Genomic DNA, 26,536 nt, shown 5'->3' with positions numbered 1-26,536 from the left:
CGCGATCGAACTCCGCGAGCCGCTCGAGAAAGCGCGCCTCCGCCGCGCTGATGTGCGCGCACAGCTCCACCATCTCCCGCCCGAGCGCCTCCGCCCGCAGCTCCTCCGGGAGCGGCTCGCGCGGGATCACGCAGCTTGAATCGGGCGTCGCTGCCGATGCTGCCATGGCTTGTCCTCAAGCTATATATGCATCCAGTCGTATGAACGAAAAGATTCTCAAATCAACGATATCCTGCGCAGCAAATTTCCGCCGAAAACACTCGATATCGACGCCGCGTAGCTCGGCAAAGACGCCGCTTTTCCGTATTGACCGGACGGCGAGAGGCGCGCTCGCGGCGCCTACAAGAACCGGCTCGAGTACCGTCGAGTACAATCCAGGCTCGGAAGCTCGGCTCGTTCTCGACGACGTCGAGGGAGCTCGGAGGCTGGAGTCCCCCACTGCGAAGCTGGAGTCCGCCTCCGCGAAGCTGGAGTCGATCCTGTGGAGCGCTCTTGCGAACAGCGGGATGTCCTTCACGAGCATCGAGTCGGTCGAATGCGACGAATTCGACTGCGAGATCCGCTTCACCGGCGGGCACGATCAGCAGGATCTCATGAAAGCGATATTCGCGGTGTCACCCAATGGATGTGCCGACTGACGGGTGACCGAGCGAACGCCGCGGGCGTGAGCCGCTCGAGCTGGATCCGACCGAAATTTCCCCTCCGGCGCGTTAAAAGCCTAGAGGATGGGCGTTCGTCCCCCTGATCTCGGAGGAGACGCAGCATGGACCGATTCACCGGCGGTTGCCTGTGCGGCAACGTTCGAATCGTGGCAACGGGGCGCCCATACCGGGTCGGCCTTTGTCACTGTCTCGACTGCCGCAAGCATCACGGCGCCCTTTTCAACCCTTTCGCGGTGTTCCCCCAGAACGCGGTGACGATCGACGGCGAGACGCGCGATTACGCCGGGCGGTTCTTTTGTCCCCGCTGCGGCTCGTCCGTTTTCGCACGCACCGGTGACGAGATCGAAGTGAGCCTGGGATCCCTGGATGCCCCCGACCAGCTGATGCCCACCTACGAAAGCTGGATCGTCCGTCGGGAGTCCTGGTTGCCGCCGTTTCCGCTCACGAGACGATACGAGCGCGATCGCGACGCCACGAGTCGCTTCGAGCAGTAGCCGCACGAACGGTGCAAGGCAAAGCCGCCGTCACGAGCGACGGTCACGACTCACCGAGACGTTGCCGTCAGCCCGTGAACCCGTAAAGCCGATGCGGGTTGTCGACCAGCACTTTCTGCTGAAGCGCCGCGTCCGGCATCATCAGCGGGATCAGATCGACGAGGTCGCCGTCGTTCGGCATGTGCTTCTTGATGTTCGGATGCGGCCAATCGGTGCCCCATAGGATCCGGTCCGGGGCCACCTCGAGCAGCGCCTGCGCGAACGGCACGGCGTCGGTGAACGGCGGGCCCGCGGACGAGATGCGCTCCGCGCCGCAGATCTTGACCCAGCAATTCTCCATGCGGGCCGCCTCGAGCAGCCGCTTGAACGGCTCCTGCTCGAGACCGTCCTTCGCCGGCACGCGGCCCATGTGGTCGATGATGAACGGCACGGGAAGCTTGCGCAGCAGACCGTCGAACTCGAGCAGATCCTTCGCGTCGAAGTGCAGCACCACGTGCCAGCCCAACGGCACGATGCGCTGGACGAGCTCGTGGAACTCGTCGAGGTCCGGCGTGCCGCCGAGGTGCTGCACGAAGTTGAACCGGATGCCGCGAATGCCGCCTTCGTTCAGGCGCTCGAGCTCCTTGTCGCTGATCGAGCCGTCGACGTTCGCGACGCCGCGGTAGCGCCCTCCGCTCTGCGCGATCGCGTCGAGAATCACGGTGTTGTCGGTACCGTGGCAGCTCGCGTTCACGAGCACGGCGCGCTCGAGGCCGAGCGTCTTCTGCAGCTCGACGAAACGCTCGAGCGGCGCGTCCGGCGGCGTATAGCTGCGGTCGGGCGCGTAGGGATACTTATCGCCGGGACCGAAGATGTGGCAGTGCGCGTCGCACGCGTGACGCGGCGGCTTGTACTTCGGGGTCTTCGTGTTCGGATCGGGCGGCCGGCAGAACGGGATTGCGCTCATGCTCCTCGCCCCTCCAGGCAGCGCTCGAGACGGTCGAGCGTGCGCATCGCCGGCAGGACCTGCGCGACGCTCGCGTTCGGCTCGCGCCCCTCGCGAATGGCCGCGATGAACTCGCGGTCCTGCAGCTCGATCCCGTTCATCGAGACGGCGACGCCGGAGAGATCGATCTGCTTGTCGTTGCCGTCGAACAGATCGTCGTAGCGCGCGATGTACGTGCCGTTGTCGCAAATGTAGCGGAAGAACGTGCCCTGCGGGCCTTCGTTGTTGAACGACAGCGCGAGCGTGCAGACCGCGCCCGACGGCGCCTTCATGCCGATGCTCATGTCCATCGCGATGCCGAGCTCCGGATGCTTCGGCCCTTCGAGCGCGAACACGTCGGACGGCGTCTCGCCCGTCTGGTAGTGAAAGAGATCGACGGTGTGGCAAGCGTGGTGCCAGAGCAAATGGTCGGTCCAGCTCCGCGGCTTGCCCTCCAAATTGATGTTCTTGCGGCGGAAGAAGAAAGTCTGCACGACGAGGTGCTGGAGCTTGAGCTCCCCGGCCACGATCCTGTTGTGCACCCATTGATGCGACGGGTTGAAGCGGCGCGTGTGCCCTGCCATCGCGACGAGGCCCGTCTCGCGCTGGACCTTGTCGATGCGCTCGGCATCGGCCAGCGAATCCGCGATCGGTATCTCGATTTCGACGTGCTTGCCCGCGCGCATGACCTGCTCGGCCTGCTTGGCGTGCATCTGCGTCGGCGACGTGATGATCGCCGCCTCGACACCCGGCTGCGCGAGGGCCTCGGCAAGATCGCTGGTCCAATGGGGAATGCCGTATTGCTTCGCGACCTTCTCGGTGGAGTCCGGGCTGCCGCCGGCCAGGCTGACGACCTCGACGCCTTCGATGTTCTTCAATCCGTCGAGATGCTTTCTGCCGAAGGCTCCCTGCCCGACGACGACGATCTTCATCTACTCCTCCTCCGAGTGGTTGTGAACCCGATACTCCCCCACGCCGCCGTGCAAGATTTGCAGACCGGACGGGCACCGGCGTTTGCGCGGGAGACCCCGCAAGGGGTCGATCGTGTATCATGAATTGTACTTCATGTCGACGCGGCCGCGGCAAGCGGCGCGTCCGGCGACGGCGCCCGCCGCACACTTCCAACATGCTACTCGGGAGGTAGACGCTCCGATGGTCGAAAGAGCAAAGAACGTCGCACGCGACGCCGAGCTGCGCACGGATTTCGCGTTGCTGATCGGCGGCGAGCTCGTCGACGCCGACGCGAAGCTCGACGTAATCAATCCCGCACTCGGGAGCGTTTTCGCCCGCTGCCCGGCGGCCGGGCGCGCGGAGCTCGACGCCGCGGTCGGCGCCGCGCGCCGCGCCTTCCCGGAATGGCGTGCCGCCTCCTACGAGCAGCGCGCCGCCCTCGTGAAGAAGCTGTCGCAGGCGCTTCGGGAACGCCAGCAGGAGCTGGCCGAGCTCCTGACTCGCGAGCAAGGCAAGCCGCTCGGCCAATCCGTCGCGGAAATCGATCGCGGGGCGGCACAGTCGGAGGGCATGGTCAGCATCGAGATTCCGGTGGAAGTGCTCGTCGACGACGATCAGCGGCACATCGAGCTGCATTACCGCCCGCTCGGGGTCGTCGGCATCATCACGCCGTGGAACGCGCCCGTGAACCTCGCGCTCGGCCCCCTCGTATCGGCCCTCTACACCGGTAACACGGTGGTGCTGAAGCCTTCTCCGTACACGCCGCTCACCACGTTGAAGCTCGGCGAGATCTTGCGGGAGATCTTCCCGGCGGGCGTCGTGAACGTGCTCGCCGGAGGCGACGAGCTCGGACAATGGATGACCGAGCACGAAGGTATCGACAAGATTTCCTTCACGGGCTCGGTGGCCACGGGCAAGAAGGTCGCGGCCACGGCGGCCGCCACGCTGAAGCGCGTCACGCTCGAGCTCGGCGGCAACGATCCCGCGATCATTCTCGACGACGTCGATCCGAAGGCCATCGCGAAGAAGGTGTTCTTCGCGTCGTTCGTGAACAGCGGCCAAGTCTGTATGGCCATCAAGCGGATATACGCGCACGAGAGCGTCTATGAGGAGCTCTGCGAGGCGCTCGTCGAGGAGGCGCGCAACGCGAAGGTCGGCAACGGGCTCGATCCGGACACGCAGCTCGGCCCGATCCAGAACAAGATGCAGTACGACAAGGTCCGCGGGATCATCGAGGATACGAAGCGGAGCGGCGCGCGCATCCTCGTCGGCGGCGAGGTGCCCGAAGGGCCGGGCTACTTCATTCCGCCGACGCTCGTCACGGACGTCGACGAGCAAAGCCGCCTGGTTCGCGAGGAGCAGTTCGGCCCGATCGTGCCGATCCTGAAGTTCTCCGACGTCGAGGACGCGATCCGGCGCGCGAACGACACCCGCTACGGTCTGAGCGGCTCGGTCTGGACCAGCGACCCCGAGCGAGGCAAGGCGATCGCCGCGCGGCTCGAGGTCGGCACGGCGTGGGTGAACCAGCACCGCGCGACGTCCGCGTTCGTGCCGTTCGGCGGAGCGAAGGAGTCGGGGCTCGGGCGGCAGTACTCGATCATCGGGCTGAAAGGCTACATGGAGCCCGAGGTCATCAGCGTCGCGAAGAGCTGACGCGATCGAGCGAGAACGGGGCGCGTCGCGCCCCGTTCTCGTTTTTCACAACCTACCAGCGACCGCCCTGACGGCGGGGGCCCGGCGGCTTCTTGTCTTGCGGCTTCGCCTCGTTGACCCTCATCGGGCGGCCGTCGTAATCCGCGCCGTTCAGCTTGTCGATGGCCGCCTGCGCTTCTGCGGCGGACGACATCTCGACGAAACCGAAGCCCTTGCTGTGACCCGTATCCCGGTCCGTGATCAACCGTGCCGATTCGACGCGGCCGCATTCGCCGAATTTTTCGGCAAGAATCGTTTCGGTGGCCGTATAAGGAAGATTACCGACGTAGAGCTTTCTGCCCACAGTACCTCCTGAATGGGTCGCTCACCGCTAAAGGAGGATAGGGGCACCATGCCCGTAGGCCCAATAAACGGCGGGGGTGGAAGTGCAGGATAACGCGGCACGGCCCGAAAAAATAGCGCGAGCTTTCGCACTTCGGCGCGTCTTCAGCGCGCTTCCGTCAGGTCCAGCGTCTCCGTGACGAGGAACAGCATCACGAGCGCGCCGGCGAGGCCGATTCCGGCGGCCGCGGCGCTCGCGAGCGCGAGCCCGGAAAGCTGCACGAGCGCGCCGGCGAGCAGCGGCGCGCCGCTCATGCCGACGTCGCCGATCAGCCGCCAGACGCCGAGGAACTGACCGCGGCGGCCGCTCGCGCTCGCGAGATCGGCACCGATGATCATCACGATCCCCGTGCCGAGCCCGTTCGCGAGGCCGAGCAGCATCACCACGGCGAGCAGCCCGAGGAAGCTTTGCGCGAGCGGCAGCAGCGCGAGCCCGAGCGCGAACAGCGTCATGCTCGGCACGGCGCTCCACTTGCGGCCGCGCCGGTCCACGAGCACGCCCACCGGATAGAACAGCGACATGTCGATCGCCGCCGAGGCGGAATAGAGCAAGCCGATGGCCGCCGGGTCGAGACCGATCGAGCGCCCGAAGAGCGGCACGAGCAGTTGCCGCGTCGCGCGCATCAGCTGGAGCGCGAGCGCGGCCAGCCCGGCCGTCGAGAATTCCCGGCGGTGCGCGCGAAGCACCGTGCCGACGGCGCCGAGCCGCGTGTCGGCGGCGGCCGGCTGTGTGACGTCCCGCGCGAAAAGCAGCACGAAAACGCCGGCGACGACGCCGCACGCGGCTCCCGCAGCGAACGCGGCCGCGTAGCCGGCCGATGCCGCGACGAGGCCGCCGGCCGCCGGGCCGATGAAGGTGCCGACGCGCTGCAAGCCTGCCATGCCCGCAATCGCCCGCCCGACCTCGGCGCTCGCGCACACTTGCGCGATGTAGGATTGCCGCCCCAGCATCCAGGCCGCGTTGCCGACGCCGAGCAGCAACGCCCCGATCGCCACCGCCCAGAGTCCCGGGGCAGCCGCGAGCACGAGCATCGCGGCCATCATCGCCGCGAGCCCGCCCGCGAGCAGCGGCTTGTCGCCGAAGCGTGCGGCGAGCAGCCCTGCCGGCACGTCGAACAGCAGCATGCCGATCCCGCGCAGGCCGACGACGACGGCGGCGAGCGCCGCGCCCCCGCCGATCTCGAGCACGTGGAGCGGCAGCAGAATGAGCGCCGCTTCCTGGCTCACGGACATCAGCAGCGACGGCACGTAGACCGGCGCGAGCATGCGGTCGTACGGGGGCGGCAAACGCATCGGAGAGGCGTAGAGCGTGACGTGCGGGGCCGGCTAGCCGGCCCCGCGGCATGGACGTATGCGCGGCATGTGCGGCATTCTACCGCTGCGCGGCCCCTTCCTTTTGCATGCGCCGGCGGAGCACTCGTGAACGACGAACGGCCACACGGATCTCCCGAGGACGTGTCGGACGAGGCGCCGGGCCCCGAGCCTGCCGCCGAGCCCGACGTTGCCGAGACGCCGGAGCCGCTCGATCGCGACGCGCTGAGCCCGGCCGTTCGCCGGCTCGTGAAGCAATACGACCTCGACGTGACCGGCATTCGCGGCACGGGTCCCGGAGGGCGCCTGCGGGTCGCGGACGTGATGGGCGCCCTCAGCGGGCGCGGCGAGCCACTCGACGCGGACGACTCGCCGTTGCAGCCCGTGTCGGACCGCGGGCCGGCGTCGCTCCAGCGGCCGGCGGCCGACGCGGGAACGGAAACGGGCTCCGGGCGGCTCGACGCCCCCCGCGCCGAATCGCGCCCGGAGGTTGCCGCCGCGCCGGCCACGACGGTCTTCGACTGCGAGCTCGCCGCCGCCCTCGAGCGTCGCGCGCAAGCTCGCGAGCGCGGGGCCGACGTGCCGCTTCTCGCATGGTTCGCGGCCGCGGCCTCGCGAGCGCTCCGTGTCGTGCCGGAGCTCAAGGCCGGGGAGCGGATCCACGTCGCGGCGGAACGTGCCGAGAACGGCGTGCGACGGACGACGACGGTTGCGGACGCGGATACGCTGCCGCTGCACGCGATCGCGCGCGCTCTCGAGATGCCGGAGCCGGAACGCGGCGGCGACGAGGCCATGCACGCCTTCGTCGTCTACGATTACGGCGCCTCGGGAAGCCTCCTCGCGATGCCGCTCCCGCTCCGCGCGGGTCACGCCGCCGCGCTCGGCGTCGGCGCTCCGCGCCGCGAGCTCGCGTTCGTCCGCACGGCGGGCGGCGAGGTCGTGCTCCGCGCCGTCGACCGCTGCTACCTGACGCTCACCTACGATCCGGCGCGGGTCACGCTGGAGCGTGCGAACCGCTTCCTCGCCGAAGTCACGCGATCACGGCCCGAGTGAAGCGCTTCGCGCGCCTTCACCCCTCGCGCGCGACCGCGGCAATCGCGTCGGCGACGTAGTCGACGTTCTTCGCGTTGATGCCCGCGACGTTGATGCGGCTCGACTCGATCATGTAGACGTGGAAACGCTCGCGCAGCGCGACGACCTGCTCGCGGCGCAGCCCGAGGAACGAGAACATCCCCCGCTCGTTCGCAATGAACGAGAAGTCGCTCGGTGTCTCGCGCTCGCCGAGCTTCTCGGCGAGCAGCCGCCGGAGGCCGTTCAGCCGATCGCGCATCCCGGCGAGCTCCTCCGCCCACAACGCGCGCAACGCGTCGTCGTGCAGGATCCGATCGACGATCGCGGCCCCGTGATCCGGCGGCATCGAGTAGATGCCGCGGGCGACGTTCGCCGCGTTGCTCGCCACGCCCTTCGCGCTCTCGGCGCTTTCAGCCAGGACGCTGACGGCGCCCACGCGCTCGCGGTAGAGCCCGAAGTTCTTCGAGCAGCTCGTCACGACGACGAGCTCCGGCGCCCGCTCGGCCATCCTGCGCACGCCGTAGGCGTCCTCCTCGATGCCCTCCGCGAACCCCTGATACGCCAGATCGATGAACGGCACGATGCCGCGCCGCACGCAGATCTCCGCGAGCGCGTCCCACTGCTCCCTCGTGAGGTCGGCGCCGCAGGGATTGTGGCAGCAGCCGTGCAGCAGCAGGAGGTCGCCGGAAGGAATCTTCTCGACGGCGGCGGTCATGCGGTCGAAATCGATCCGATGAGCCTCACGGTCGTAGTACGGATAGCTCTCGAGCTCGAGCCCGGGAAGCTTCAAGAGCGGCAAGTGATTCGGCCACGACGGATCGCTGAGATGCACGCGCGCGTCGGGCTTCGCCCGGCGAATAAGGTGCGCCGCGACGCAGAGCGCGCCGCTGCCCCCCGGCGTCTGCAGCGTCGTGACGCGCCCGGACGCGAGCAAGGGGTGGCTACCGCCGAACAGCAGAGCCTCGATCCCGCGATTGAATCCCGCGTTGCCCGCAATCGCGACGTAGGTCTTCGTGCCCTGGTGCTCGAGCACCGCACGCTCGGCGCGCTTCACGCATTCGAGGATCGGCGTGCGGCCCGCGTCGTCCTGGTATACGCCGACCGAAAGGTCGATCTTGCGCGGATCGGTATCGGCGCGGAAGAGCGCCATGATCCCGAGGATCGCGTCGGGCGGAAGGGGCTTCAGCGATTGAAACACGTGACGTTTCTCCGGCCCGACGGCCCGAAGGCGGCCCCGGGGGCCGCCCGGGCAACCCGGCCGCGGATCAGGCGAGCCCGAGCATCGCCTCCGCGTTACGGTGGTAGATCTTGTGCCGATCCTCCTCGCTCAAGTCCATCGAGTCCAGGCACTTGATCGTCTCGCGGATGTACATCGGCCCGCGCTCCGGGTCGAACGGCGCGTCGGAGGAGAACAGCATATGGTCGGGGCCGAAGAACGCGAGCGCGCATTCGATCGCGGGCTTCGATCCGAACGTGGCCGTGTCCGCGTAAAAGTCGCGGAAGTAATCGATCGGCCGCCTCTTCAGCTCCTTCAGCAGTGCCCGATAGTCCACGCTGCTCGTGCGCGCGCCGAGCTGATCCCATCCGGGCCCGACACGGCCCTCGAAGAACGGCACCATGCCGCCCGCGTGGTGCGTGATGATCTTGAGGTTCGGTAGCGCGTCCATGATTTTCGAGAACACCAAGCGGGCGAGAAACACGCTCGTCTCGTACGGCCAGCCGAAGGTCCACCAAATCTCGTACTTCGAGACGTCCTCGTTCGCGTAGTCCGCCATCTTCGCGCCGCGCGCCGGATGCACCCAAATGGGCTTGTCGTACTCGGCCATGAGCTCGAACAGCGGCCGGAACTCCGGCTCGTCGAGCGGGCGCCCGTTCACGTTCGTGTAGATCTGGATGCCGGCCGCGCCGAGCTCGTCGATCGCGCGGCGCGCTTCGGCGAGAGCCGCGTCGATGTCGTTCATCGGCAGCGACGCGGTGAACGCGGGGAAGCGGTCCGGATAGCGGTCCACGAGCTCCGCCATCCCGTCGTTGCCGATACGAGCCAGCTCTGCCGCGACGTCGGGCGGCGCGACGATCTCGAGCGGCGGAGACGCAAGCGACAGCACCTGGCTGTACTCGTCGAACATGTCCATCACGCGGAAACGCTCGTCGAGATCCACCATCATCGGCACGTCGTTGCTGCGCTTCGTGATGTCGACGATCTTGCAAGCTTCCTCGAGCTTCGCATGAAACGACTTCGGCCAGATGTGGTTGAAGATGTCGAGCTTGCGCACTGGTCACTCCTTAAGTCAGGGCCCCCGTCCCTTCGAGCGAAACGAGAGCGCTCGGCCGAGCGGACGCCGGCATGGGTATCGCGGGCGGGCCGCCCGACGACGCAGGCGCCCCGCGGCGATTCGGACAGAGCTTGGGTTCCTCGAGCTTGCCATCGGCGAGATCCTCGACCGGGGTCGGAATGCTCGCCGCGGCGCGTATAGTAAGAAGACCCGGCAGGCACAACAATAGGAAGAAACCGGCCCCCGGGAAGAAGGACAAGTGAAAGCGGTATTACTCGACGGTCACGGCGGGCCGGAGGTCCTGCGCATCGGCGATATCGAGACGCCGCAAGCGGCGGAGGGAGAAGTGCTGATCCGCGTGGAGACGACGTCGGTCAACAGGCCCGACATCCTCCAGCGGCAAGGCGGCTATCCGCCGCCGCCCTGCGCCTCGCCGATCCTCGGCCTCGAATGCGCCGGCACGATCGAGGACGCGGGCGACGCAACGCATGGCCTCGTCCGCGGGCAGCGCGTCGCGGCGCTCCTCGCCGGCGGAGGGTACGCCGAGCTCGCCGTGGCCCACGCGAGCCACGTGCTTCCGATTCCGGATGCGATGAGCTTCGACGAGGCCGCGTGCATCTGCGAGGCCTACATCACGGCCTACATGAACCTGTTCATCGGCGCGCGCCTCGAGGACGGGGAGACGGTGCTGCTCCACGGCGGCGGCGGCGGCGTCGGCACCGCGGCCGTGCAGCTTTGCAGGACCCTCGCGCAGCGATCGAAGCTGATCGTGACGTGCTCGAGCGGCAAGCTCGAGCGCCTCGCGCGGCTCGGCGCCCATCGCACGATCGACTACCGTAACGAGGATTTCGCCGAGGCGGTGCTGCGGGAGACGGACGGCCGCGGCGCGGACGTGATCCTCGATCACATCGGCGCGCCATATCTCGAGCGCAACCTCAAGGCGCTCGCCGTCGGCGGGCGCATCGCGCTGATCGGCGTCATGGGCGGGCGCAAGGCCGAGATCGACCTCGGCCGGCTGCTGGTCAAGTGCCAGCAGATCATCGGCTCGGTGCTGCGGCCGCGCCCGATCGCCGAGAAGGCGAAGATCATTGCGGAGTTCAATCAAGTCGTGATGCCGCTCTTCGTCGCCCGGCGGATCGTCCCCGTGATCGACAGCGTTTACCCGCTGGAGGACGTCGCCGCCGCCCACCGCCGCATGGAAGACGGCGCCCACTTCGGCAAGATCGTGCTTCGCTGCCGTGCCGGAGATGCCTGACATGCATTCGGCGCCGGACAGGCATGACGCCGTCGTCCTCCGCAGCCTGCTGTTCGTCCCGGGAAACAAGGAGAACATGCTGACGAAGGCCCTCGGGACGCAGGCCGATGCGCTGATTCCGGACATGGAGGACTCCGTGCCGGATTCGGAAAAGCGCGCCGCGCGGGAGACGATCCGAAGCTTCCTTCCGCGGCTCGCGGCCGCGAATTCGCACGTGATTCCGCGCGTCAACTCGTTCGAGACCGAGTGGACCGAAGAGGATCTCGAGGCCGTCGTCGGCCCGCACATCTATGGCATCTCGATCGGCAAGGTGCGCCGCGCGGCCGACATCGCCGGAGTCTCGAACCTCATTGCGAAGCTCGAGACGCGCGCAGGGCTGCCCGTCGGCCGCATCCGGCTGATTCCTTGGATCGAGAACGCCGAGGCGATCGTGCGCTGCGGGGAGATCCTGGCGGCGAGCGAGCGCATCGTCGCGGCCGCGTTCGGCGCCGAGGACTTCACGAACGACATGGGGATCGAGCGGCTCGACGACGAGCGCCACCTCGCGTACCCGAGGTCCGCGCTCTGCATCGCCGCGCGCGCGGCCGGAGTCGCGGCGCTCGACACGCCCTACTTCAAGCTGCGCGACTTGGAAGGGCTGCGCGCGACCGCGTTGCAGGCGAAGCACCTCGGCTTCAAGGGCCGATTCGCGATCCATCCCGAGCAAGTCGACACGCTGAACGAATGCTTCTCGCCGTCGGCGGCCGAAATCGCCGAAGCCGAGCGAATCGTTGCGGCATTCGAGGAGGCGGAGCGCCGCGGGCGCGCCTCCACCTCGCTCGACGGCCGCGTGATCGACGTGCCCGTCGTGAAGCGCGCGCGTGCGGTGCTGCGGCTCGCGGCGCAAGGAAGCAGGCGACCCGAGAGCTAGAAGCGTTCAGGAGGCGAACCATGTCCGGCATGACCTCACGCATCCCCGTCTGCATGACCTCACGCATCCCCGTCGCGGCGCTTGCCTTCGCCGTGCTGGCCGCCGGGCTGCCGGCCGCTGAATGCGCGGCGCAGAACGACGCGAACGCGGAGTATTTCGCGCTCGGCGAGAACGAGCCCGAGCCGGGCCTCGCGCCGGGGCTCGCGGTCACCGATCTCGGGCGCGTCGGCCGAGTGGCGGAAGTGCGCCTGGCGCCCGGCGACGAAGTGTTGTCGGGCCTCCTCGAGTTCGTCGAGTCCGAGCGGCCCGCGAACGCCGTCGTCACCGGCATCGGCGGCTTCGAATCGGCCGTCTTCGCCTGGTACGATCCCGAGCGGCGCGCGTTCAAGCGCATCCCGCTGGACATGAAGAGCGAGGTCGTGGCCTTCACCGGCGCCCTGAGCTACCAGGACGGCACGCCGCGGGTCCACGTGCACGCCGTCGTCAGCCTGTCCGACGGCACGACGCGGGCCGGCCACCTCGTATCGGCGATCGTCGCGCCGATCATGCAGATCTTCGTGCTGGAAACCGTCGCCGAGGACTGACGCCGGCCGCACTTGCGGCCGACCCGGGCGGTGCGTATGGTGCGCGCCGGCCTTCCCGTCGAACGGAGCATGTCATGTCGATCATCGCGAGACGCCTGTCCCGCATCAAGCCGTCGCCGACCAACGCCCTGACCGGCAAGATCGCCGAGATGAAGGCGTCCGGGATCGAGGTCATCGGCCTCGGCGCCGGCGAGCCGGATTTCGATACGCCCGAGCACATCAAGGCGGCCGCGAAGGCGGCGATCGACCGCGGCGAGACGAAGTACACGCCCGTTCCCGGCACGATCGCGCTGCGGAAGGCGATCAGCGCGAAGCTGAAGCGCGAGAACGGCCTCGACTACTCGATCGATCAGATCACGGTCGCGAACGGCGGCAAGCAGGTGCTCTACAACGCGATGATGGCGACGCTCGATCCGGGCGACGAGATCGTCATTCCGGCGCCGTACTGGGTGTCCTACCCCGACATGGCGCTTCTCGCCGAAGGCAAGCCCGTGTTCGTCACGGGACGTGAGGAGAACGGCTTCAAGGTCACGCCGGAGGACCTCGAGGCCGCGTTGAGTCCGCGGACGAAGTGGTTCCTGTTCAACTCACCGTCGAACCCTACGGGCGCGGCGTACACGCGTGCCGAAATCGAAGGCATCACCGCAGTGCTGAAGCGGCATCCGCACGTTTGGATCATGACCGACGACATCTACGAGCACGTCGTGTACGACGGCTTCGAGTTTGCGACGATCGCCCAGGTCGAGCCGGCGCTCTACGACCGCACGCTGACGATCAACGGCGCGTCGAAGGCGTACAGCATGACCGGCTGGCGGCTCGGCTACGGCGCCGGCCCCGTGGAGCTGATCAAGGCGATGAACATCGTGCAGTCGCAGTCGACGACACACGCCTCGTCGATCAGCCAGGCCGCGGCGGCGGCAGCGCTCGACGGGCCGCAAGACTTCATCCCGCGGCACAACGCGCTCTTCAAGGAGCGCCGGGATCTCGTCGTCGCGATGCTGAACGAGGCGCCCGGCCTGACCTGCCGCGTGCCCGAAGGCGCGTTCTACGTGTACCCGTCGTGCGCCGGCGTCATCGGCAAGAAGACGCCGGACGGCAAGCCGATTGCGAGCGACACGGACTTCGCCGCCTACCTGCTCGACGCCGAGCGGGTCGCGGTGGTGCAGGGCGCGGCATTCGGCCTCTCTCCGTACTTCCGCATCTCCTACGCCACGTCGACGGAGGTTCTGAAGGAAGCCTGCTCCCGTATCCAGCGGGCGTGCGCGGCTTTGAGCTGAGCGAGGCGCCGCTCTTCGGAAACTACTTACACGCCGTCCCGACGCGGGTAAACGGCGACGCGCTCGTCTATCCTGGCTGCTGCACGGTCAACCGTGCAGCAGGCGTGCGCTCGTTCGGCACGCTCCACAGCGGACTTGGCGGCAACACGGAGGTCACCCCGATGAGCGAGAACGGAAAACATTGTTGTGGACCGGGCTACACCTCGCCTCAAGAGGCCATGCGAGCCCCGCGCGAGAAGCTGCTCTACACGGTGGCGCTGTACACCGGCACCGGTATCGAGGCGCCGGACTACCTCGCGACCGTGGACGTCGACCCCGAGAGCCCTACGTATTCGACGGTCGTGCACCGCACCGAGATGCCGACCATCGGCGACGAGCTGCACCACTGCGGCTGGAACGCCTGCTCATCGTGCCACGACGACCCGACCAAGAAGCGCCAGTACCTGATCATGCCCGGCGTGCGCACCACGAATCTCAACATCCTCGACATGTCCGACGAGCGTGCGCCGAAGCTGCACAAGGTCATTTCCGGCGACGAGATCAAGGCGAAAACGAACCTCTCGGCACCGCACACGGTGCACTGCCTCGGCTCGGACATCATCATCTCGATGCTGGGAGACGCGAAAGGCAACGGCCCCGGCGGGTTCCTCCACCTCGACGAGAATCTGGACGTCGTCGGGCACTGGGAGAACGAGCTGAACGGCATGAAGTTCAATTACGACTTCTGGTATCAGCCGCGCCACAACATGATGGTGTCGTCGGAATGGGCCGCTCCGAACACGTTCATGCCGGGTTTCGATCTGGAGGACGTCGCAAGAGGAAAATACGGCCACTCGATTCACTTTTGGGACTTCGAAGGCAAGCGAGTCGAGAAGTCCGTGGATCTGGGCGAGGAAGGCCTGATACCGCTCGAGGTGCGGTTCCATCACGACCCGAGCAGCTCGCACGGCTTCGTCGCCGCCGCGCTGTCCTCGAACGTCTTCCACTGGCACAAGAACGGCGCAGGCGTCGAGATCGAAAAGGTCATCGACGTCCCGACGGTCGACGTTCCGGGCTTCCCGGTGCCGATGCCCTCGCTGATCACCGACATCCTGATCTCGATGGACGATCGCTTCCTTTATTTCTCGAATTGGCTGCACGGCGACATTCGTCAGTACGACATCTCGGACCCGTCGAACCCCAGGCTGACGGGCCAGGTGTGGCTTGGAGGGATGCTCGGCAAGGCCCCGGAAGTCAACGGCAGAAAGATCTACGGCGCGCCGCAAATGCTGCAGCTCTCGCTGGACGGCAAGCGCCTCTACTGCACGACGTCGCTGTTCTCCACCTGGGACAACCAGTTCTATCCGGAGATGAAGAGCAAAGGCGGGTGCCTCGTGCAGATCGACTGCGACACCGAGAAGGGCGGCCTGAGCATCAATCCGCGGTTCTTCGTCGACTTCGGACAGGAGCCGAAGGGTCCATCGCGCTGCCACGAGATGCGCTATCCCGGCGGCGACGTCACGTCCGACATTTGGCTTTGAGGGCGGACGTGCGTTGCGTGCACTCGGTGCCGGACGTGCATTTCGGCTGCGAATGAAGATTCACCGCGTGATCCTCCGCAACCGGGGAGGACGCAGGATCGACGTGCGGGAAGACGAGAGCATCCTCGACGCGTGCAACGCGGCGGGGATCGTCCTGCCCGTCGGTTGCCGTTACGGGGGCTGCATCACCTGCGCCGCCAAGCTCGTCGCCGGCAAGGTGGTGCAGCCCGGCGCCACCGCGTTGAAGAAGCGCCAGTCCCGGGCGGGCTACGTGCTGCTGTGCGTAGCGCGGCCGCGCTCCGACTGCGAGCTGCTCGTGGGCGTCGAGAGCCACGACGAGCTGTATCGCAACCCGTTCGCGGCGTGACCGGCCGTGCGGTCTACTTCAGCCGGGCGCTACTCGATCCGCAGCCGCTGGTAGCCGAGCTCCGGACCCGGTAATAGCGGTTGTCCTCGCACACGTACTCCTGAATCTTGTAGCCCGGCCAGCGCTTGTACATCCAGGTCCACGTCCACGGGGCGGTAAGGTACTCCGGATCGACGACGGTCACCTGGTTCTCCATGTAGTCCTGACCGACGAGCCGGATGCGCTCGACGATCCGCATGGTTGCGGAATGCGGCACGTTGCGGAACAGCACGTAGTCCCGCCGTAACCTTCGTTTGAACACGCTCGTCCCCCTGTTTCGATCTGCTGAAAGGACTCGTCCCGTCGAATCCGCCGCAGCGCCTATGGTAGGGCCGCGAGCAGGCGGCCTACGAGAGTCTGAAGCTCTTCGCCGAGGCGACCGAGCCCCGGCTGGAGCAGCCGCGCGCGACGTGGCGTCTCCGCGAGCCAGGTGTCCACGACGCCAGTCCACCGTCTTCGGTATGCAGCCTCATCGATGGTTGCATGCAGGATCGACTCCGTCCCGCCGAAAGAACCCCATAACTGGGTTTTTTCACCTTGACAACCGTGCGACCGGTGCGCCAATGTTGGAGAATTGCATGCAACGGTATGTATCGTGCATGCAACAGGGAGCGTTCGAACAACACCAATTCAGGGGGAATCAATGGGGCAGTCAATGTCTGCGATAGCCCGCGGAAGGGCCGTCGCTGCACGCGCTTGTGCAAAAGGATCGTCCGTCGACCGTCTCCGTGCCGGCAACCGCCGGCCGAGCGCGAGCGGCGTGCCCGTCGTTTCCGTGCTGGCGCTGTCCGTTTCGGCAGCGCTCGTCGGTAATGCTCAAGCGCAAGAGCAGCAAGGCGAGCTCGAGGAAGTCGTCGTCACGGGCTCGCGCATTCAGACCAGCGGGTTCACGACGGCCGTGCCCGTGACCTCTCTGAACGTCGCCACGGAATTGCGCGACATCGCTCCCGTCAACACGCTCGCCGAGCAGCTCGAGAAGCTGCCGCAATTCTTCCTCACGCCCACGGCGCAGGAAGGCGGCCACGCGGTTCTAGGCGCAGGGCAGAGCCATCTCAACATGCGCGGCGTCGGCATCGAGCGCACGCTCGTGCTGCTCGACGGCTCGCGGATCGTGCCCTCGGATCGTCTGAGCTCGGTCAACGTGGACTACTTCCCGAGCGCTCTGATCCGTAACGTGGAGATCGTCACGGGCGGCGCTTCGGCCGCATACGGCGCCGACGCGCTCGCGGGCGTCACGAACTTCATCCTCGATCGCGACTTCACCGGGTTCGAATCGAGCGTCCAGGCCGGCGCCACCGAGCTCGGCGACGGCCAGAGCTGGCAGGCCGAGGTGGCTTTCGGCACCGATATCGGCGACCGGCTGCACGTGATCGGCTCCGTCGAGAAGAAATACATCGAGCCCTTTACGCGCGGCCGTTATCCGGGCGACTACGACGAGGTGCCGTGGGACCAGGATTGGGGAACGGTGACGAATCCGGAGTTCGATCCGAACGAGCCGGAGGGCACGCATCCCCGCCTGCTCAGCAAACCGTTCGTTCATCCCACCGACAGCTCGCCCACGGGTCTGATCACGGGGGCCACGCTCGAGGGCGGCGGCCCGGCGACGGATTTTGCCTTCTTACGGCACACCTTCAATGCCGACGGGACGGACACGCACTTGTTCCAGCCCGGCGATTTCGCGACGGTCGATTCCGGGCAGCAGAACTCCTCCGGAGGGCCGGAATACGAAATCGCGCGGATCGGTTCCCCGCAGGGGTTCAACTACAACGAGGTCGAGCAGAAGAGCGCGTTCTTCGGGCTCGACTTCGAAATCAACGACAACCTCACGTTTTGGAGCCACCTGCTCGCCGGGAGCATCGAGACGGACGACCCCGGAGAGGCGGTGTACCCGAACCAGAACTCGATCTGGTTCTTGACGATCTTCCGCGACAATCCCTTCTTGCCCGAGGACCTCAACCAGGCCATGCACGACCAGGGCGTGGAGTCGATCCAAGTGGAGCGCGTCGGCGGCTGGGGACCGCCCGGCGGCGTGAAGGAGCGGCACCTCGCGCACCACAGCATGCGCTCGCTGACCTTCGGGTTCGACGCGGACCTGCCCGGCAGCTGGGATCTCAGAAGCTCGTATCAGTACGGCGAAGCCGAGAAGGACACGATGCTCAAGAACTGGCAGCGCGTCGATCGCAGCTTCCTCGCGTGGGACGCCGTGCGGGATCCGGACACCGGCGAGATCGTCTGCAACGTGCAGCTTTATGCGCGCGCCAATCCCAATTTCGAAGCGGATCTGCACGAATGGGCGCTGGCGAATACCAGCATCACGCGCATCGATGCCGGCAAGGATCCGAACGGACCGAGCCCGATCGACTACCCGGTCGCCGTCGACAGCATCGACAACACGATCAGCGACTGCGTGCCGCTCAATCCGTTCGGCCTGACGCCCGCATCCCCCGAAGCATGGGACTACATTCATTCGGACAAGCCGACCTACTCGATCACGACCCAGCACTTCGCCGAGGTCATCGTGAACGGCACCTTGCACGAGGGCTGGGGGCCCGGCGCCATCGAGCAAGCGCTCGGCGCCACGTACCGCAAGGAATCGCTCGAGCAGGGCACGCCCGACTCGTTCCGCGCGCTCGACGCGCTGGGCCCGCCGCTCAACGTGCCGCAGTTCGGAATACGCGGGATACCGTTCGGCCATACGATCGGCAGCCCGAACCTGCACAAGTTCTCGACGTATCCGACGCTGGAGGGCGAGTTCGACGTCTGGGAGCTCTTCTCCGAGACCATCCTGCCGCTGTACGCGGCCGATAACGGCCCCCTGCGCCTCGAGGGCAATGTCGCGGCGCGGTACTCGCGGTATTCGCGCGCTGGCGGCATCTGGGCGTGGAAGGCGGGCTTGAGCTTCCGAGTCACCGACAGCCTCCGGCTGCGGGCGACTCGCTCTCGAGACGTGCGGGAGGCCAGCTTCTCCGAGCAGTTCGACCGTCAGGCCATCGGCGCCAACATCGAGGATCCGGCCCTCGGCTTCGAGCGTTACGGGATCACGACCTTCGACGGCGGCAATCCGGAGCTGAAGCCCGAAGAGGCCGACACCACGGTCTTCGGCTTCGTGTACGAGCCCGGTTGGGCGGACGGCCTGCAGTTCTCGGCGGACTGGTACGACATCGACATCGCCGGGGCGATCGGCCAGCTCGGCGCGCAACGGATCGTCGAGGAGTGCTTCGAGAACAACGTCCATTGCGATCTCATCGACCGCGACGAGTCGGGCAGAGTCAGCCGGCTGCTGAACGTGTTCCTGAACATCGATGCGGCGCGCGTTCGGGGGCTCGATCTGGAGCTGGCCTATCGCATGCAGCCGGATCTGTTCTCGAGCGCCAGCGAGACGTTCTCCTTCCGCGTGCTGGGCGGCTATCTGAAAGAGAACTCGGATACGCCGCTCGGCGGAGACACCGAGGATGACGCCGGCGGAACGAGCCTGCCCGAGTGGAAGCTGATGGCGATGCTCAACTACAGCGTCGGGCCCTTCGGCATCGGCCTGCAGGAGCGCTACGTCGACGACGCGCTCAGGAACGTCAGATGGGTCGAAGGCGTGGACATCGACAACAACCGCGCGCCGTCCGCGTCGTACACGAACCTCCGCTTCTCCTATAACGGCGATGGCGCACAGGGCCGCTCCTGGTCGGCGTCGCTGAACGTGACGAACTTGTTCGACGAGGAACCGTCGTTCGGACCGACCGCGATGGACAGCCGTTACGATCAGCTCGGCCGACGTTACGCCTTGTCGTTCAACTACAGCTTCTAAGGGGGAGAAGAGCGGCGAGCGGGTGCCGGTCCTGCGACCGGTGCCCGTTCGCCCGCGTTCCTACAGCGCCGGCCCCGCCTCCTCGCCCAGCATCGCGCGGCGCACGAGGGGGATCGGCGGCCCGCCGTACGACAGGAAAGCGTCGTGGAACTCGCACCACGCCTCGCGGCCGCCGCGGCCGGCGGTCCAATCCTCCCGTAGGCGCCGGATCATCAGCTTGCCGAGCGTGTAGTCGAGGTAGGCCGGATCGTACGTGCCGCGCGCCGCCTGCTGTCGGGCGTTGCCCGGATCCTGAAACGCCTTCTCGACGAACATCCGCTCGGACTCTTCGACGGTCATGCCGCCGGTGTGCAGCCCGATCGCCGACAGAAAGCGCACGTCGCGCAGCAACGCGTTCAGGATCTGCCCGACACGCACCGACGGATCGCCCTCGCCGAGGCCCGCCTCGACCATCATCTCCTCGGCATAGTGCGCCCAGCCTTCGGCGAACGCATAGCCGACGAAAAGCCGGGCGATCGGCGACTCGAGCCGGTTCGTATGCAGGAAGTGAAGGAAGTGCCCGGGCCACACTTCGTGCACGGACGTAAAGAGCAGATCGGCCTTCCCCGGCACGTACGCCGCCTGCTCTTCCGGCGGCCAATTCGGATCCGGCGGCGCGATGTAATAGACGGACGGCAGGCCCGTCTCGTACGGCCCCGGGATGTCGATGTACGCGAAGTTCTGACGGTTGTAAGGCGGAGCCTCCTCGACGTGCGCCTCCTCCGTGCCGGGAATGCTCGCGATATCGTTGGCGGCCACGAATTCCCGAAGCCTGCCGAGCTGCCGTCGCGCTTCGGCCACAGGGCCGCCTTCCGGCTTGTCGGCCGCGACCATCGCGACGCATTCGTGGAGCGGCTCGCCGGGCGCGAGCGCCTCGCAGGCTTCCGTCAGCGCGGCGAAGTTGCGCTCGAGGTCCTCGCGGCCGACCTCCTCGAGCCGGGCGAGCGAGACGTCCACGCGCTCGGTCGCCCACACCATCTCGGCGAACACGGCGGAGCCGAGCGCGTACTCGTCAGTGGCTTCCTCGCGCTCGTCCTCGAGCCATCCCGCGAGGTCCTCCATCGCCTTCACGGCGTCCTCGAGCGCCGCGTCGAACCGCGCCTCGAGCGCCGGGTCGTTCACGTCCGCGAACGCGAGCCGCACGTCGCTCTCGAAGTATGCAGCGAGGCCGCCGAACGCGGCGGCCCCGTAGTCGATGTAGGTGCGCGGCAACGGCGTGCGCAGGTTGTCGCGAATCTGCTCCGCCGCGGCCGGCAGCGCCTCGGCGTAAGCCGTGAACGCCCGGAGCCGCTGCTCGGCCGGCGCGTACGGGCGGGCGATATAGACGTTCGGGTCCAGGGAGTCGAGCAGCCAGTCGAAATAGAACGAGGGGCTGCGGAACGGCCACTCGGCGGTCTCGAGCCAGAACAGGTCGCGGTCCATCCGTGCGATCAGATATTCGCGCTCGAAGCGTCGCCGCGCGTCGAGCTCCTCCGGCCGGAACGCGAGCGCACGCTCCCGCTCCGCGCGCAGCCGGGCAATCTCCGCGGCGATGCCGTCGGCGCTCCAGTCCGGAAGCCGGCCGTCGTACTCGTGGCGGCCCGCCGTGACGGCGAACGCGGGATGGGCGGCGAAGAAAGCCTCGATGAACTCTTCGACGAAGGCATCCCACTCGGCGTTCGCGGCCGCGCTTTGCGCCGGCGCGCGCTCGGTCTCGGCCTGCGGCTGCGCCCCGACGGGCGCGGAGACGGCCGCGAAGACGAGACCGACGAAGACCCAAATCGCTGCGGCGCGCTTGCGCGTCAGAAACCCATCCATCGGCGTCTCCCCAAATTGGCCGCCCTTCATTTCACGACCCGAAGAGCGGCCGGTCAAACATGCTTTGATCCGCATCCCGATGACGGTATGCTCCGGGTTAGCGCGCGCTCGGACACACGGCTGAATCCGCGCTCCACAAAACAATCCGTTACAGGGGACCGATTTCATGTCTTACGCCAACACCCACGTCGGCGACTCGGGTTCATCCGCTCCGTCGGCGCCGCTGATGCGCACGGTGCTCAGCGAGTTCTGCGAGGCCTTCGAAAGCGAGCTCCGACCCATTCTCGATCCCGTGCAGCACGCCGCCGAGGCGCTCGCCGCCGCACCGGAGGACATCGCCGCCCGGCGCGTGCTGCCGACGCTGCGCGACCTCCGTCATCAAATGGAAGCCTTGATCGGCAAGGTAGCGGAGCAGCAGGCCTACGTCCTGATCTTCGGTCCGATCAAGAGCGGAAAATCGACGTTCATGAACGCGCTGAGCGCCGCGTACGTGAGCGAAGTGACCTGCCTGCCGGCTTATCCGTGCATGGTGTACGTGTCGCATTCGAATACGCCCGGATTCGTCGTCACGCACTACGACGGCCGCACGGCGAGCTTCACGCACCGCGAGGCGCTGCGCGAGATCGTCGCGGACGGTCACCACAAGCTCACGCGACGGATTCGCGAGGTCGAGGCGGCGGGCGAGGTGTTCGATCCGGCCGTGCACATGCCCGACGCGATTCGCAAGGTCGATATCAAGATCAACGTTCCGGATCTCGCGCAGTCCGGCGCGGTGCTCGTCGACACTCCGGGCCTCTACACTCGCATGAAGTTCGGTTACGACCGAATGACCCGCGACTTCCGTAACGCCGCCGCGTGCGCGATCTTCATCGTCAAGACCGACAACCTGTTCCTCGAGCAGGTCTTCGACGAGTTCAACGAGCTGCTCCAGCTCTTCAGCCGCATCTTCCTCGTCGTCAACCTCGATTCGGGCAAGAAGGACCTTCTCCCGGACGGCACGCTCGCGCCGAGCCTCGAGCACGAAAGCCCGTGGGAGATCATCGAGGCCTTCGAGACCCTCTCGATGACGGCGCCGCTGAAGGAAGCGGCCGAGGACGGGCGGCTCGGCATCTACCCCGTCGATCTGCTCCGGGCGGCGAGCCGCCGAATCGCGACCCGCACGGAGGCCGGAAACGGCAGCGGCGCAGAGGCCGAGCAGCCGCGCGGAGAGGCGGACTTCGACATGCTCCTCGAGGACCTCACCGATTACCTGAACAGCAACGAGTATCTGAAGGCCTTTCTCGAGGACAGCCTGCGGCGCTCGCGCACGTTGATGGACGAGCTCAAGGCGGCGCTTCGGGACGACACGGTGCAGCATCTCGGCCGCGACGTCGTGGCGCTGCGCACCGGCCGTGACGAAGCGAACGCGCAGGCGGAAACCGTCGACCGGCTGCGAAAAGCGAGCTGGAGCGAGCGCGTTCACGGCATCGCGCCCTCGCTGCTCGAGCGGGTCGGCGAGCTCGCGCGGCAGATCAAGGCCGAAACGGCGGGTTCGATCAACTCGACGATCGAGCGGTGGTTCGAGAGCTCGTCGAGCCTGCACGATCTGCTCGAGAACGAGCTGCTGCCGATCTTCGCGTCCGCGCAGTCGCGTCTCGTCGGCGACACCGAGGACGCGTTGAAGCGGCGGGTCACCGAGGGCTTCGCCGACGTGCCGGAGGACGAGAACCTCATCGCAGACTTGAAGACCCTCGACATCGACATGCAGAGCACGGCCGAGGCGGCGCTCGGCGGCCTGAAGGCCGGCGCGGCGGTCTCGTCGCCCCGCCCGCGGCTCGACAGCGAGCAGATCCCGGTCCGGCGCAACGTCTCGGATTGGCTGCTGTTCCGGTCCGCGTCGATGGTACGGCGCCGGCTGTTCGGCCCGGACGATCAGCCGAGCGCGGAGCTTTCCGCCACCGTGAAGGAACGGCGGCTCGGCGACGCGGCGCGCGAGGCGCTGCGCGACGCGGCGATGGCGCAGCTCGAATCGATGGTCGACAAGGTCGCCGTCGACCTGCCGGACGAGCTCGTCCGCGGCTACGCGGAGCGCTTCGAGCAGGAGATTCAGGGGCGGCTCGAGGCCGCGGAGTCGCAAGCGCGCCAGCGCCTCGAGGAGATCGAGAAGCGGCTGAGCGACGCCGAGCAGGCGAACGAGCGCCTGCAGGCGCTGTCGGCGAAGCTCCAGTCGGCGGCCACCTCCGTCGACGCGCTGATCGAGCGCTTCGGCCGCACCGACCCGGCAACGCTGACGCAACAGGCGGTCTAGCCGGCCGGAACGGAAAAAGGTGTCAGACACTCGTGTCTGACACCTTTTTCGCCGCATTACGGAGCGGAGAGACGGCGCGCCGCCGTCAATGCGTCATCGCGTAGATCACGTAGTTGACGGCGAAGCGATACGCGAGCGCGGTCATCGGCTCGGGATAAAACGGATCGTCGGCATGCTCCCACGCGTCGCCGAGATCCATGTTGTGGTTGATCGCGACCATCAGGCGGCCTTCGTCGTCGTAAATCCCCTTCCATTCCGGCTTGACGCCGTCGTACTCGAATGTTCGACCCGCGAACAACGCGGCGATGCCGGGTATCTGGATGCGCTCGTCCACGTCGTAGAGAACGTGCATGACCTCGTCGCTCTCCGTGATGTCGACGATCGGCCGGTCCGGGAAGACGCGGTGCATCGACTCCGCGAACCGCTGCCACTGCAGCGTGCCGTGAAAGTCGTCCACCATCAGGAACCCGCCTCGCAGCAGATATTCGCGGAGACGCGCCGCTTCCGTTTCGTCGAGATACCAATAGCCGACCTCGACCGCGTAGAGCCACGGATAATCGAACAGCTTGTCCGTGTCCTGGCGCAGGTCGACCGTCCCGGCGTCGCCGAGATCGAGGCGCGTGAGCCGCGAGACGCCTTCCCTGAAGTGAAACTCGGCGTCCGGATAGTCGACGAGCCAGCTCCCGCCCCTGTAGCGCCCCCCGTAGTCCGAGTACTCGAGCCGCATGAAGGTGACTTCGGCGGCAGGCCAATCGACGGGCGCGATCGCTTCGGCGGCGAGCACCACGCCCACTACGGCGGCGACCGCTCCCAAGGGTTTGATCCAGGTCTTCGGCTTCATGACGTCTCGAGCATCCGGCGAAGCATCTCGGTCATCCGAACGCGTACGGAGCGTGTACGCAAGTCAAGGCTGGCACGGCCGCCCGACCAAGGCAAGCCGCGCGCCGCCCTTCTCGTCAATGGGACATCGCGTAGACGACGACGTTCACGCCGATCATGTACGCCTGGGTCGAGTACTTCTCGAAATACCACTGGCCGTAGGCTTCGCGCTCCCAGCCGTCGCCCACATCGGTGTTGTGCGTGGCGATCGCCATCAGCCGCCCTTCGGCGTCGAAGTACCCTCGAAAGTTCACGGGCTGAAGGTCGGTAGCCGGTGCACGATGGACCCAGCCCGGGTCCGTCTTCCAGCCCCTGACGGCAAAATCCTGAGCCGGAATCTGCGGCGCGGCCGTCAAATCGAAGACGCTGTGCAGGATAGGATGGTCCGGCGGAATTTCGCGCCAGCTCTGGCCCGGCAGCACGTCCTTCATCAGGCCTTCCACGTTCCACCATTCGGCCTCGCCCCAGAAGTCGTCGATCCAAAGGAATCCGCCGGCCAGCAGGTACTCGCGCAGGCGCGCTTTCTCCTCCGCCGTCATCGCCAGATAGCCGGGGTCGCACATGTAGAGGAACGGGAACTCGAACACGTCCTCGTCGGTGATGCGCCGCGCGACGCCGCGCAGGCTCGCCTTCACGGACGAGAGCTCGTTCAACCGGTGCACAAAATTCTCGTCCCCCTGCGGGTAGTCGGTCTCCCAGCGCTCCCACGTGCGGCCGTCGTAGTTGTAGTAGGCCTCGCCCCAGCCGCCGACGCTGTCGTAGTGAAGACGCGCGAACACGAATTCGGCGGGATCGGCGAGCAGCTCGGCGGGGCCGTCGGCTCGAACGCCGGCGGTCCACGCCGCGGTCAGCGCAACCGCGGCCGGCATCGCGAGGCGAACCAGGACAGTGGGAGCGATGCGACTCACGCCCCCAAGTGTCTCCGATCGGGGAGGGCCGGTGAAGTACGTAAGTCCGCTTACGAGGTTCCGCGTCACGAGCCCCGCGCGAGCGAGCCTCCCCGGGACGCGAGGCACCCCGGCTGAAATCTCTACGCGTCGCGGATCGCGCGCGTCACGAGATTCTGCAGCAGCGGAATCTTGAAGTGGTTGTAGTTCAGCGGCGTCGCCCCGCGCACGGCGGCCTGACCCGCGAGCCGCGCGGTCTCCTCCGTCTTCGGCTGACCGCGCACGACCTCCTCCACGACCGTCAGCCGCCGCGGCACGCATTGCACCGCCCCGGCCGCAAGCCGCGCCCGCTGGATCGTCTCCCCCTCGACGAACAGCGCCGCGGCCACGTTCACGAGCGGAAAGTCCCAGACGTTCCGGTCCGCCACCTTCTCGAAATAGAACCGCGCGCCCGACCACTCGGCCGGCAGCCGGATCGCCGTCAGCACGTCGCCGGGCTCGAGCACCGTCATCCGGGTGATGTCGACGTCGGGACCGATGAAGAACTCCTCCGCGGGCACCTCCCGCTCCCCCGACGGCCCGACGATCGCCATCCGCGCGTCCAGCACGACCAGGGCCGGCGCGGTGTCCGACGGGCTCACGGCGACGCACCGGCTCGCGCCCCACAGGCAGTGCTCCCGGTTCTGGCCCTCGGGCGTGTCCGCGTAGCAGGTGTTCCCGCCCGCGCGGTAGCAGCTCACGCCGTAGCGGTAGTACCAGCAGCGTGCGTCCTGACACACGTTGCCGCCGAGCGTTCCCGTGTTCCTGATCTGCGGGCTCGCGACGCGCCCGGCCGCGGCCGCCAGGACCGCGTAACGCTCCTGGATCACCGTGCTGCGCTCCACCTCCGTGAGCGTCGTCAGCGCGCCGATCTCGACCCCACCGTCCGCCGTCTCCCGAATCCCCCGCAGCGCTTCGATGCCGGTCAGGTCCACGACGTACCGCGGCCGCTTTATCCGGTCCTTGAACCAGTCCAGGCTGTCGTTGCCTCCGGCCAGCGCCCAGCCCTCTTCGCCGAAGCGCTCGAGCAGCTCCACGGCCCCGTCCACCGTCTCCGGCTGGTACAACTCGAATCCCGGCATCATGTCTCTGGACAT

23 protein-coding genes are annotated in these 26,536 nt (G+C 67.1%); 12 read left to right on the top strand and 11 right to left on the bottom strand.

The window, feature by feature from the left end; genetic code table 11:
* The first annotated feature begins 200 nt into the window (after window positions 1–200).
* Window positions 201–638: a hypothetical protein gene (locus VF329_14555; protein HEX7082225.1), complete on the top strand. Its 438-nt coding sequence runs from the start codon at window positions 201–203 to the stop codon at window positions 636–638.
* 125 nt (window positions 639–763) lie between these two features.
* The gene (locus VF329_14550; protein HEX7082224.1) at window positions 764–1,156 is read left to right on the top strand and encodes a GFA family protein; all 393 of its coding nucleotides are present in this window, start codon (window positions 764–766) and stop codon (window positions 1,154–1,156) included.
* Window positions 1,157–1,223: 67 nt separating this feature from the next.
* Here the strand turns inward: VF329_14550 and VF329_14545 are convergent, their stop codons facing one another.
* Together VF329_14545 and VF329_14540 are read right to left on the bottom strand one after the other, a co-directional pair.
* A complete protein-coding gene (locus tag VF329_14545) occupies window positions 1,224–2,102 on the bottom strand; it encodes an amidohydrolase family protein (GenBank protein HEX7082223.1) in 879 nt (292 codons plus the stop codon).
* On the bottom strand, window positions 2,099–3,052 hold the full coding sequence (locus VF329_14540; protein ID HEX7082222.1) for a Gfo/Idh/MocA family oxidoreductase: 954 nt from the start codon (window positions 3,050–3,052) through the stop codon (window positions 2,099–2,101). Before VF329_14540 ends, VF329_14545 begins: the two co-directional genes overlap by 4 nt.
* A gap of 220 nt (window positions 3,053–3,272) precedes the next feature.
* Between VF329_14540 and VF329_14535 the strand changes: the two genes are divergently transcribed.
* On the top strand, window positions 3,273–4,724 hold the full coding sequence (locus tag VF329_14535; protein ID HEX7082221.1) for an aldehyde dehydrogenase family protein: 1,452 nt from the start codon (window positions 3,273–3,275) through the stop codon (window positions 4,722–4,724).
* A gap of 52 nt (window positions 4,725–4,776) precedes the next feature.
* Here the strand turns inward: VF329_14535 and VF329_14530 are convergent, their stop codons facing one another.
* Both VF329_14530 and VF329_14525 read right to left on the bottom strand, forming a co-directional pair.
* Complete coding sequence (locus VF329_14530) at window positions 4,777–5,067, bottom strand: RNA-binding protein (GenBank protein HEX7082220.1); 291 nt, start codon at window positions 5,065–5,067, stop codon at window positions 4,777–4,779.
* A 143-nt stretch (window positions 5,068–5,210) separates the two neighbouring features.
* Window positions 5,211–6,398: an MFS transporter gene (locus VF329_14525; GenBank protein HEX7082219.1), complete on the bottom strand. Its 1,188-nt coding sequence runs from the start codon at window positions 6,396–6,398 to the stop codon at window positions 5,211–5,213.
* A 126-nt stretch (window positions 6,399–6,524) separates the two neighbouring features.
* On the opposite strand from VF329_14525, the gene VF329_14520 reads away from it, so the two are divergent.
* The gene (locus VF329_14520) at window positions 6,525–7,469 is read left to right on the top strand and encodes an E3 binding domain-containing protein (GenBank protein HEX7082218.1); all 945 of its coding nucleotides are present in this window, start codon (window positions 6,525–6,527) and stop codon (window positions 7,467–7,469) included.
* Between the two features lie 16 nt (window positions 7,470–7,485).
* On the opposite strand, the gene VF329_14515 is transcribed toward VF329_14520, so the two are convergent.
* On the bottom strand, window positions 7,486–8,685 hold the full coding sequence (locus VF329_14515) for an amino acid aminotransferase (GenBank protein HEX7082217.1): 1,200 nt from the start codon (window positions 8,683–8,685) through the stop codon (window positions 7,486–7,488).
* Window positions 8,686–8,752: 67 nt separating this feature from the next.
* Window positions 8,753–9,760: an amidohydrolase family protein gene (locus VF329_14510; GenBank protein HEX7082216.1), complete on the bottom strand. Its 1,008-nt coding sequence runs from the start codon at window positions 9,758–9,760 to the stop codon at window positions 8,753–8,755.
* 259 nt (window positions 9,761–10,019) lie between these two features.
* On the opposite strand from VF329_14510, the gene VF329_14505 reads away from it, so the two are divergent.
* The 6 genes from VF329_14505 to VF329_14480 all read left to right on the top strand — a co-directional run bounded on the left by VF329_14505 (window position 10,020) and on the right by VF329_14480 (window position 15,673).
* On the top strand, window positions 10,020–11,015 hold the full coding sequence (locus tag VF329_14505; protein HEX7082215.1) for an NAD(P)H-quinone oxidoreductase: 996 nt from the start codon (window positions 10,020–10,022) through the stop codon (window positions 11,013–11,015).
* A gap of 1 nt (window position 11,016) precedes the next feature.
* Window positions 11,017–11,925 (top strand): CoA ester lyase, encoded by a 909-nt coding sequence (locus tag VF329_14500; GenBank protein HEX7082214.1) that lies wholly within the window; start codon window positions 11,017–11,019, stop codon window positions 11,923–11,925.
* Window positions 11,926–11,954: 29 nt separating this feature from the next.
* A complete protein-coding gene (locus VF329_14495) occupies window positions 11,955–12,509 on the top strand; it encodes a DUF296 domain-containing protein (GenBank protein ID HEX7082213.1) in 555 nt (184 codons plus the stop codon).
* A gap of 74 nt (window positions 12,510–12,583) precedes the next feature.
* Window positions 12,584–13,786 (top strand): pyridoxal phosphate-dependent aminotransferase, encoded by a 1,203-nt coding sequence (locus tag VF329_14490; protein HEX7082212.1) that lies wholly within the window; start codon window positions 12,584–12,586, stop codon window positions 13,784–13,786.
* A 161-nt stretch (window positions 13,787–13,947) separates the two neighbouring features.
* Entirely contained in the window at window positions 13,948–15,306 is a 1,359-nt protein-coding gene (locus VF329_14485; protein ID HEX7082211.1) for a selenium-binding family protein, read from the top strand.
* Window positions 15,307–15,358: 52 nt separating this feature from the next.
* Window positions 15,359–15,673, top strand: coding sequence for a 2Fe-2S iron-sulfur cluster-binding protein (locus tag VF329_14480; GenBank protein HEX7082210.1), 315 nt, complete (start codon window positions 15,359–15,361; stop codon window positions 15,671–15,673).
* Between the two features lie 13 nt (window positions 15,674–15,686).
* Here the strand turns inward: VF329_14480 and VF329_14475 are convergent, their stop codons facing one another.
* Window positions 15,687–15,974: a hypothetical protein gene (locus tag VF329_14475; protein HEX7082209.1), complete on the bottom strand. Its 288-nt coding sequence runs from the start codon at window positions 15,972–15,974 to the stop codon at window positions 15,687–15,689.
* Window positions 15,975–16,472: 498 nt separating this feature from the next.
* On the opposite strand from VF329_14475, the gene VF329_14470 reads away from it, so the two are divergent.
* Window positions 16,473–19,511 (top strand): TonB-dependent receptor, encoded by a 3,039-nt coding sequence (locus tag VF329_14470; protein ID HEX7082208.1) that lies wholly within the window; start codon window positions 16,473–16,475, stop codon window positions 19,509–19,511.
* Between the two features lie 60 nt (window positions 19,512–19,571).
* Here VF329_14470 and VF329_14465 read toward each other — a convergent pair whose 3' ends face one another.
* The gene (locus VF329_14465; GenBank protein ID HEX7082207.1) at window positions 19,572–21,347 is read right to left on the bottom strand and encodes a DUF885 domain-containing protein; all 1,776 of its coding nucleotides are present in this window, start codon (window positions 21,345–21,347) and stop codon (window positions 19,572–19,574) included.
* Window positions 21,348–21,513: 166 nt separating this feature from the next.
* On the opposite strand from VF329_14465, the gene VF329_14460 reads away from it, so the two are divergent.
* Entirely contained in the window at window positions 21,514–23,634 is a 2,121-nt protein-coding gene (locus VF329_14460) for a dynamin family protein (GenBank protein ID HEX7082206.1), read from the top strand.
* Between the two features lie 85 nt (window positions 23,635–23,719).
* Here the strand turns inward: VF329_14460 and VF329_14455 are convergent, their stop codons facing one another.
* The 3 genes from VF329_14455 to VF329_14445 all read right to left on the bottom strand — a co-directional run bounded on the left by VF329_14455 (window position 23,720) and on the right by VF329_14445 (window position 26,536).
* Entirely contained in the window at window positions 23,720–24,475 is a 756-nt protein-coding gene (locus tag VF329_14455; protein HEX7082205.1) for a DUF4159 domain-containing protein, read from the bottom strand.
* 115 nt (window positions 24,476–24,590) lie between these two features.
* Window positions 24,591–25,421, bottom strand: coding sequence for a DUF4159 domain-containing protein (locus VF329_14450; protein ID HEX7082204.1), 831 nt, complete (start codon window positions 25,419–25,421; stop codon window positions 24,591–24,593).
* Window positions 25,422–25,543: 122 nt separating this feature from the next.
* Window positions 25,544–26,536 (bottom strand): xanthine dehydrogenase family protein subunit M, encoded by a 993-nt coding sequence (locus tag VF329_14445; protein HEX7082203.1) that lies wholly within the window; start codon window positions 26,534–26,536, stop codon window positions 25,544–25,546.

This window comes from Gammaproteobacteria bacterium, assembly GCA_036381015.1.
Classification (GTDB): domain Bacteria; phylum Pseudomonadota; class Gammaproteobacteria; order Steroidobacterales; family Rariloculaceae; genus ZC4RG20.
This window is presented reverse-complemented; position numbering and strand designations above follow the sequence as displayed.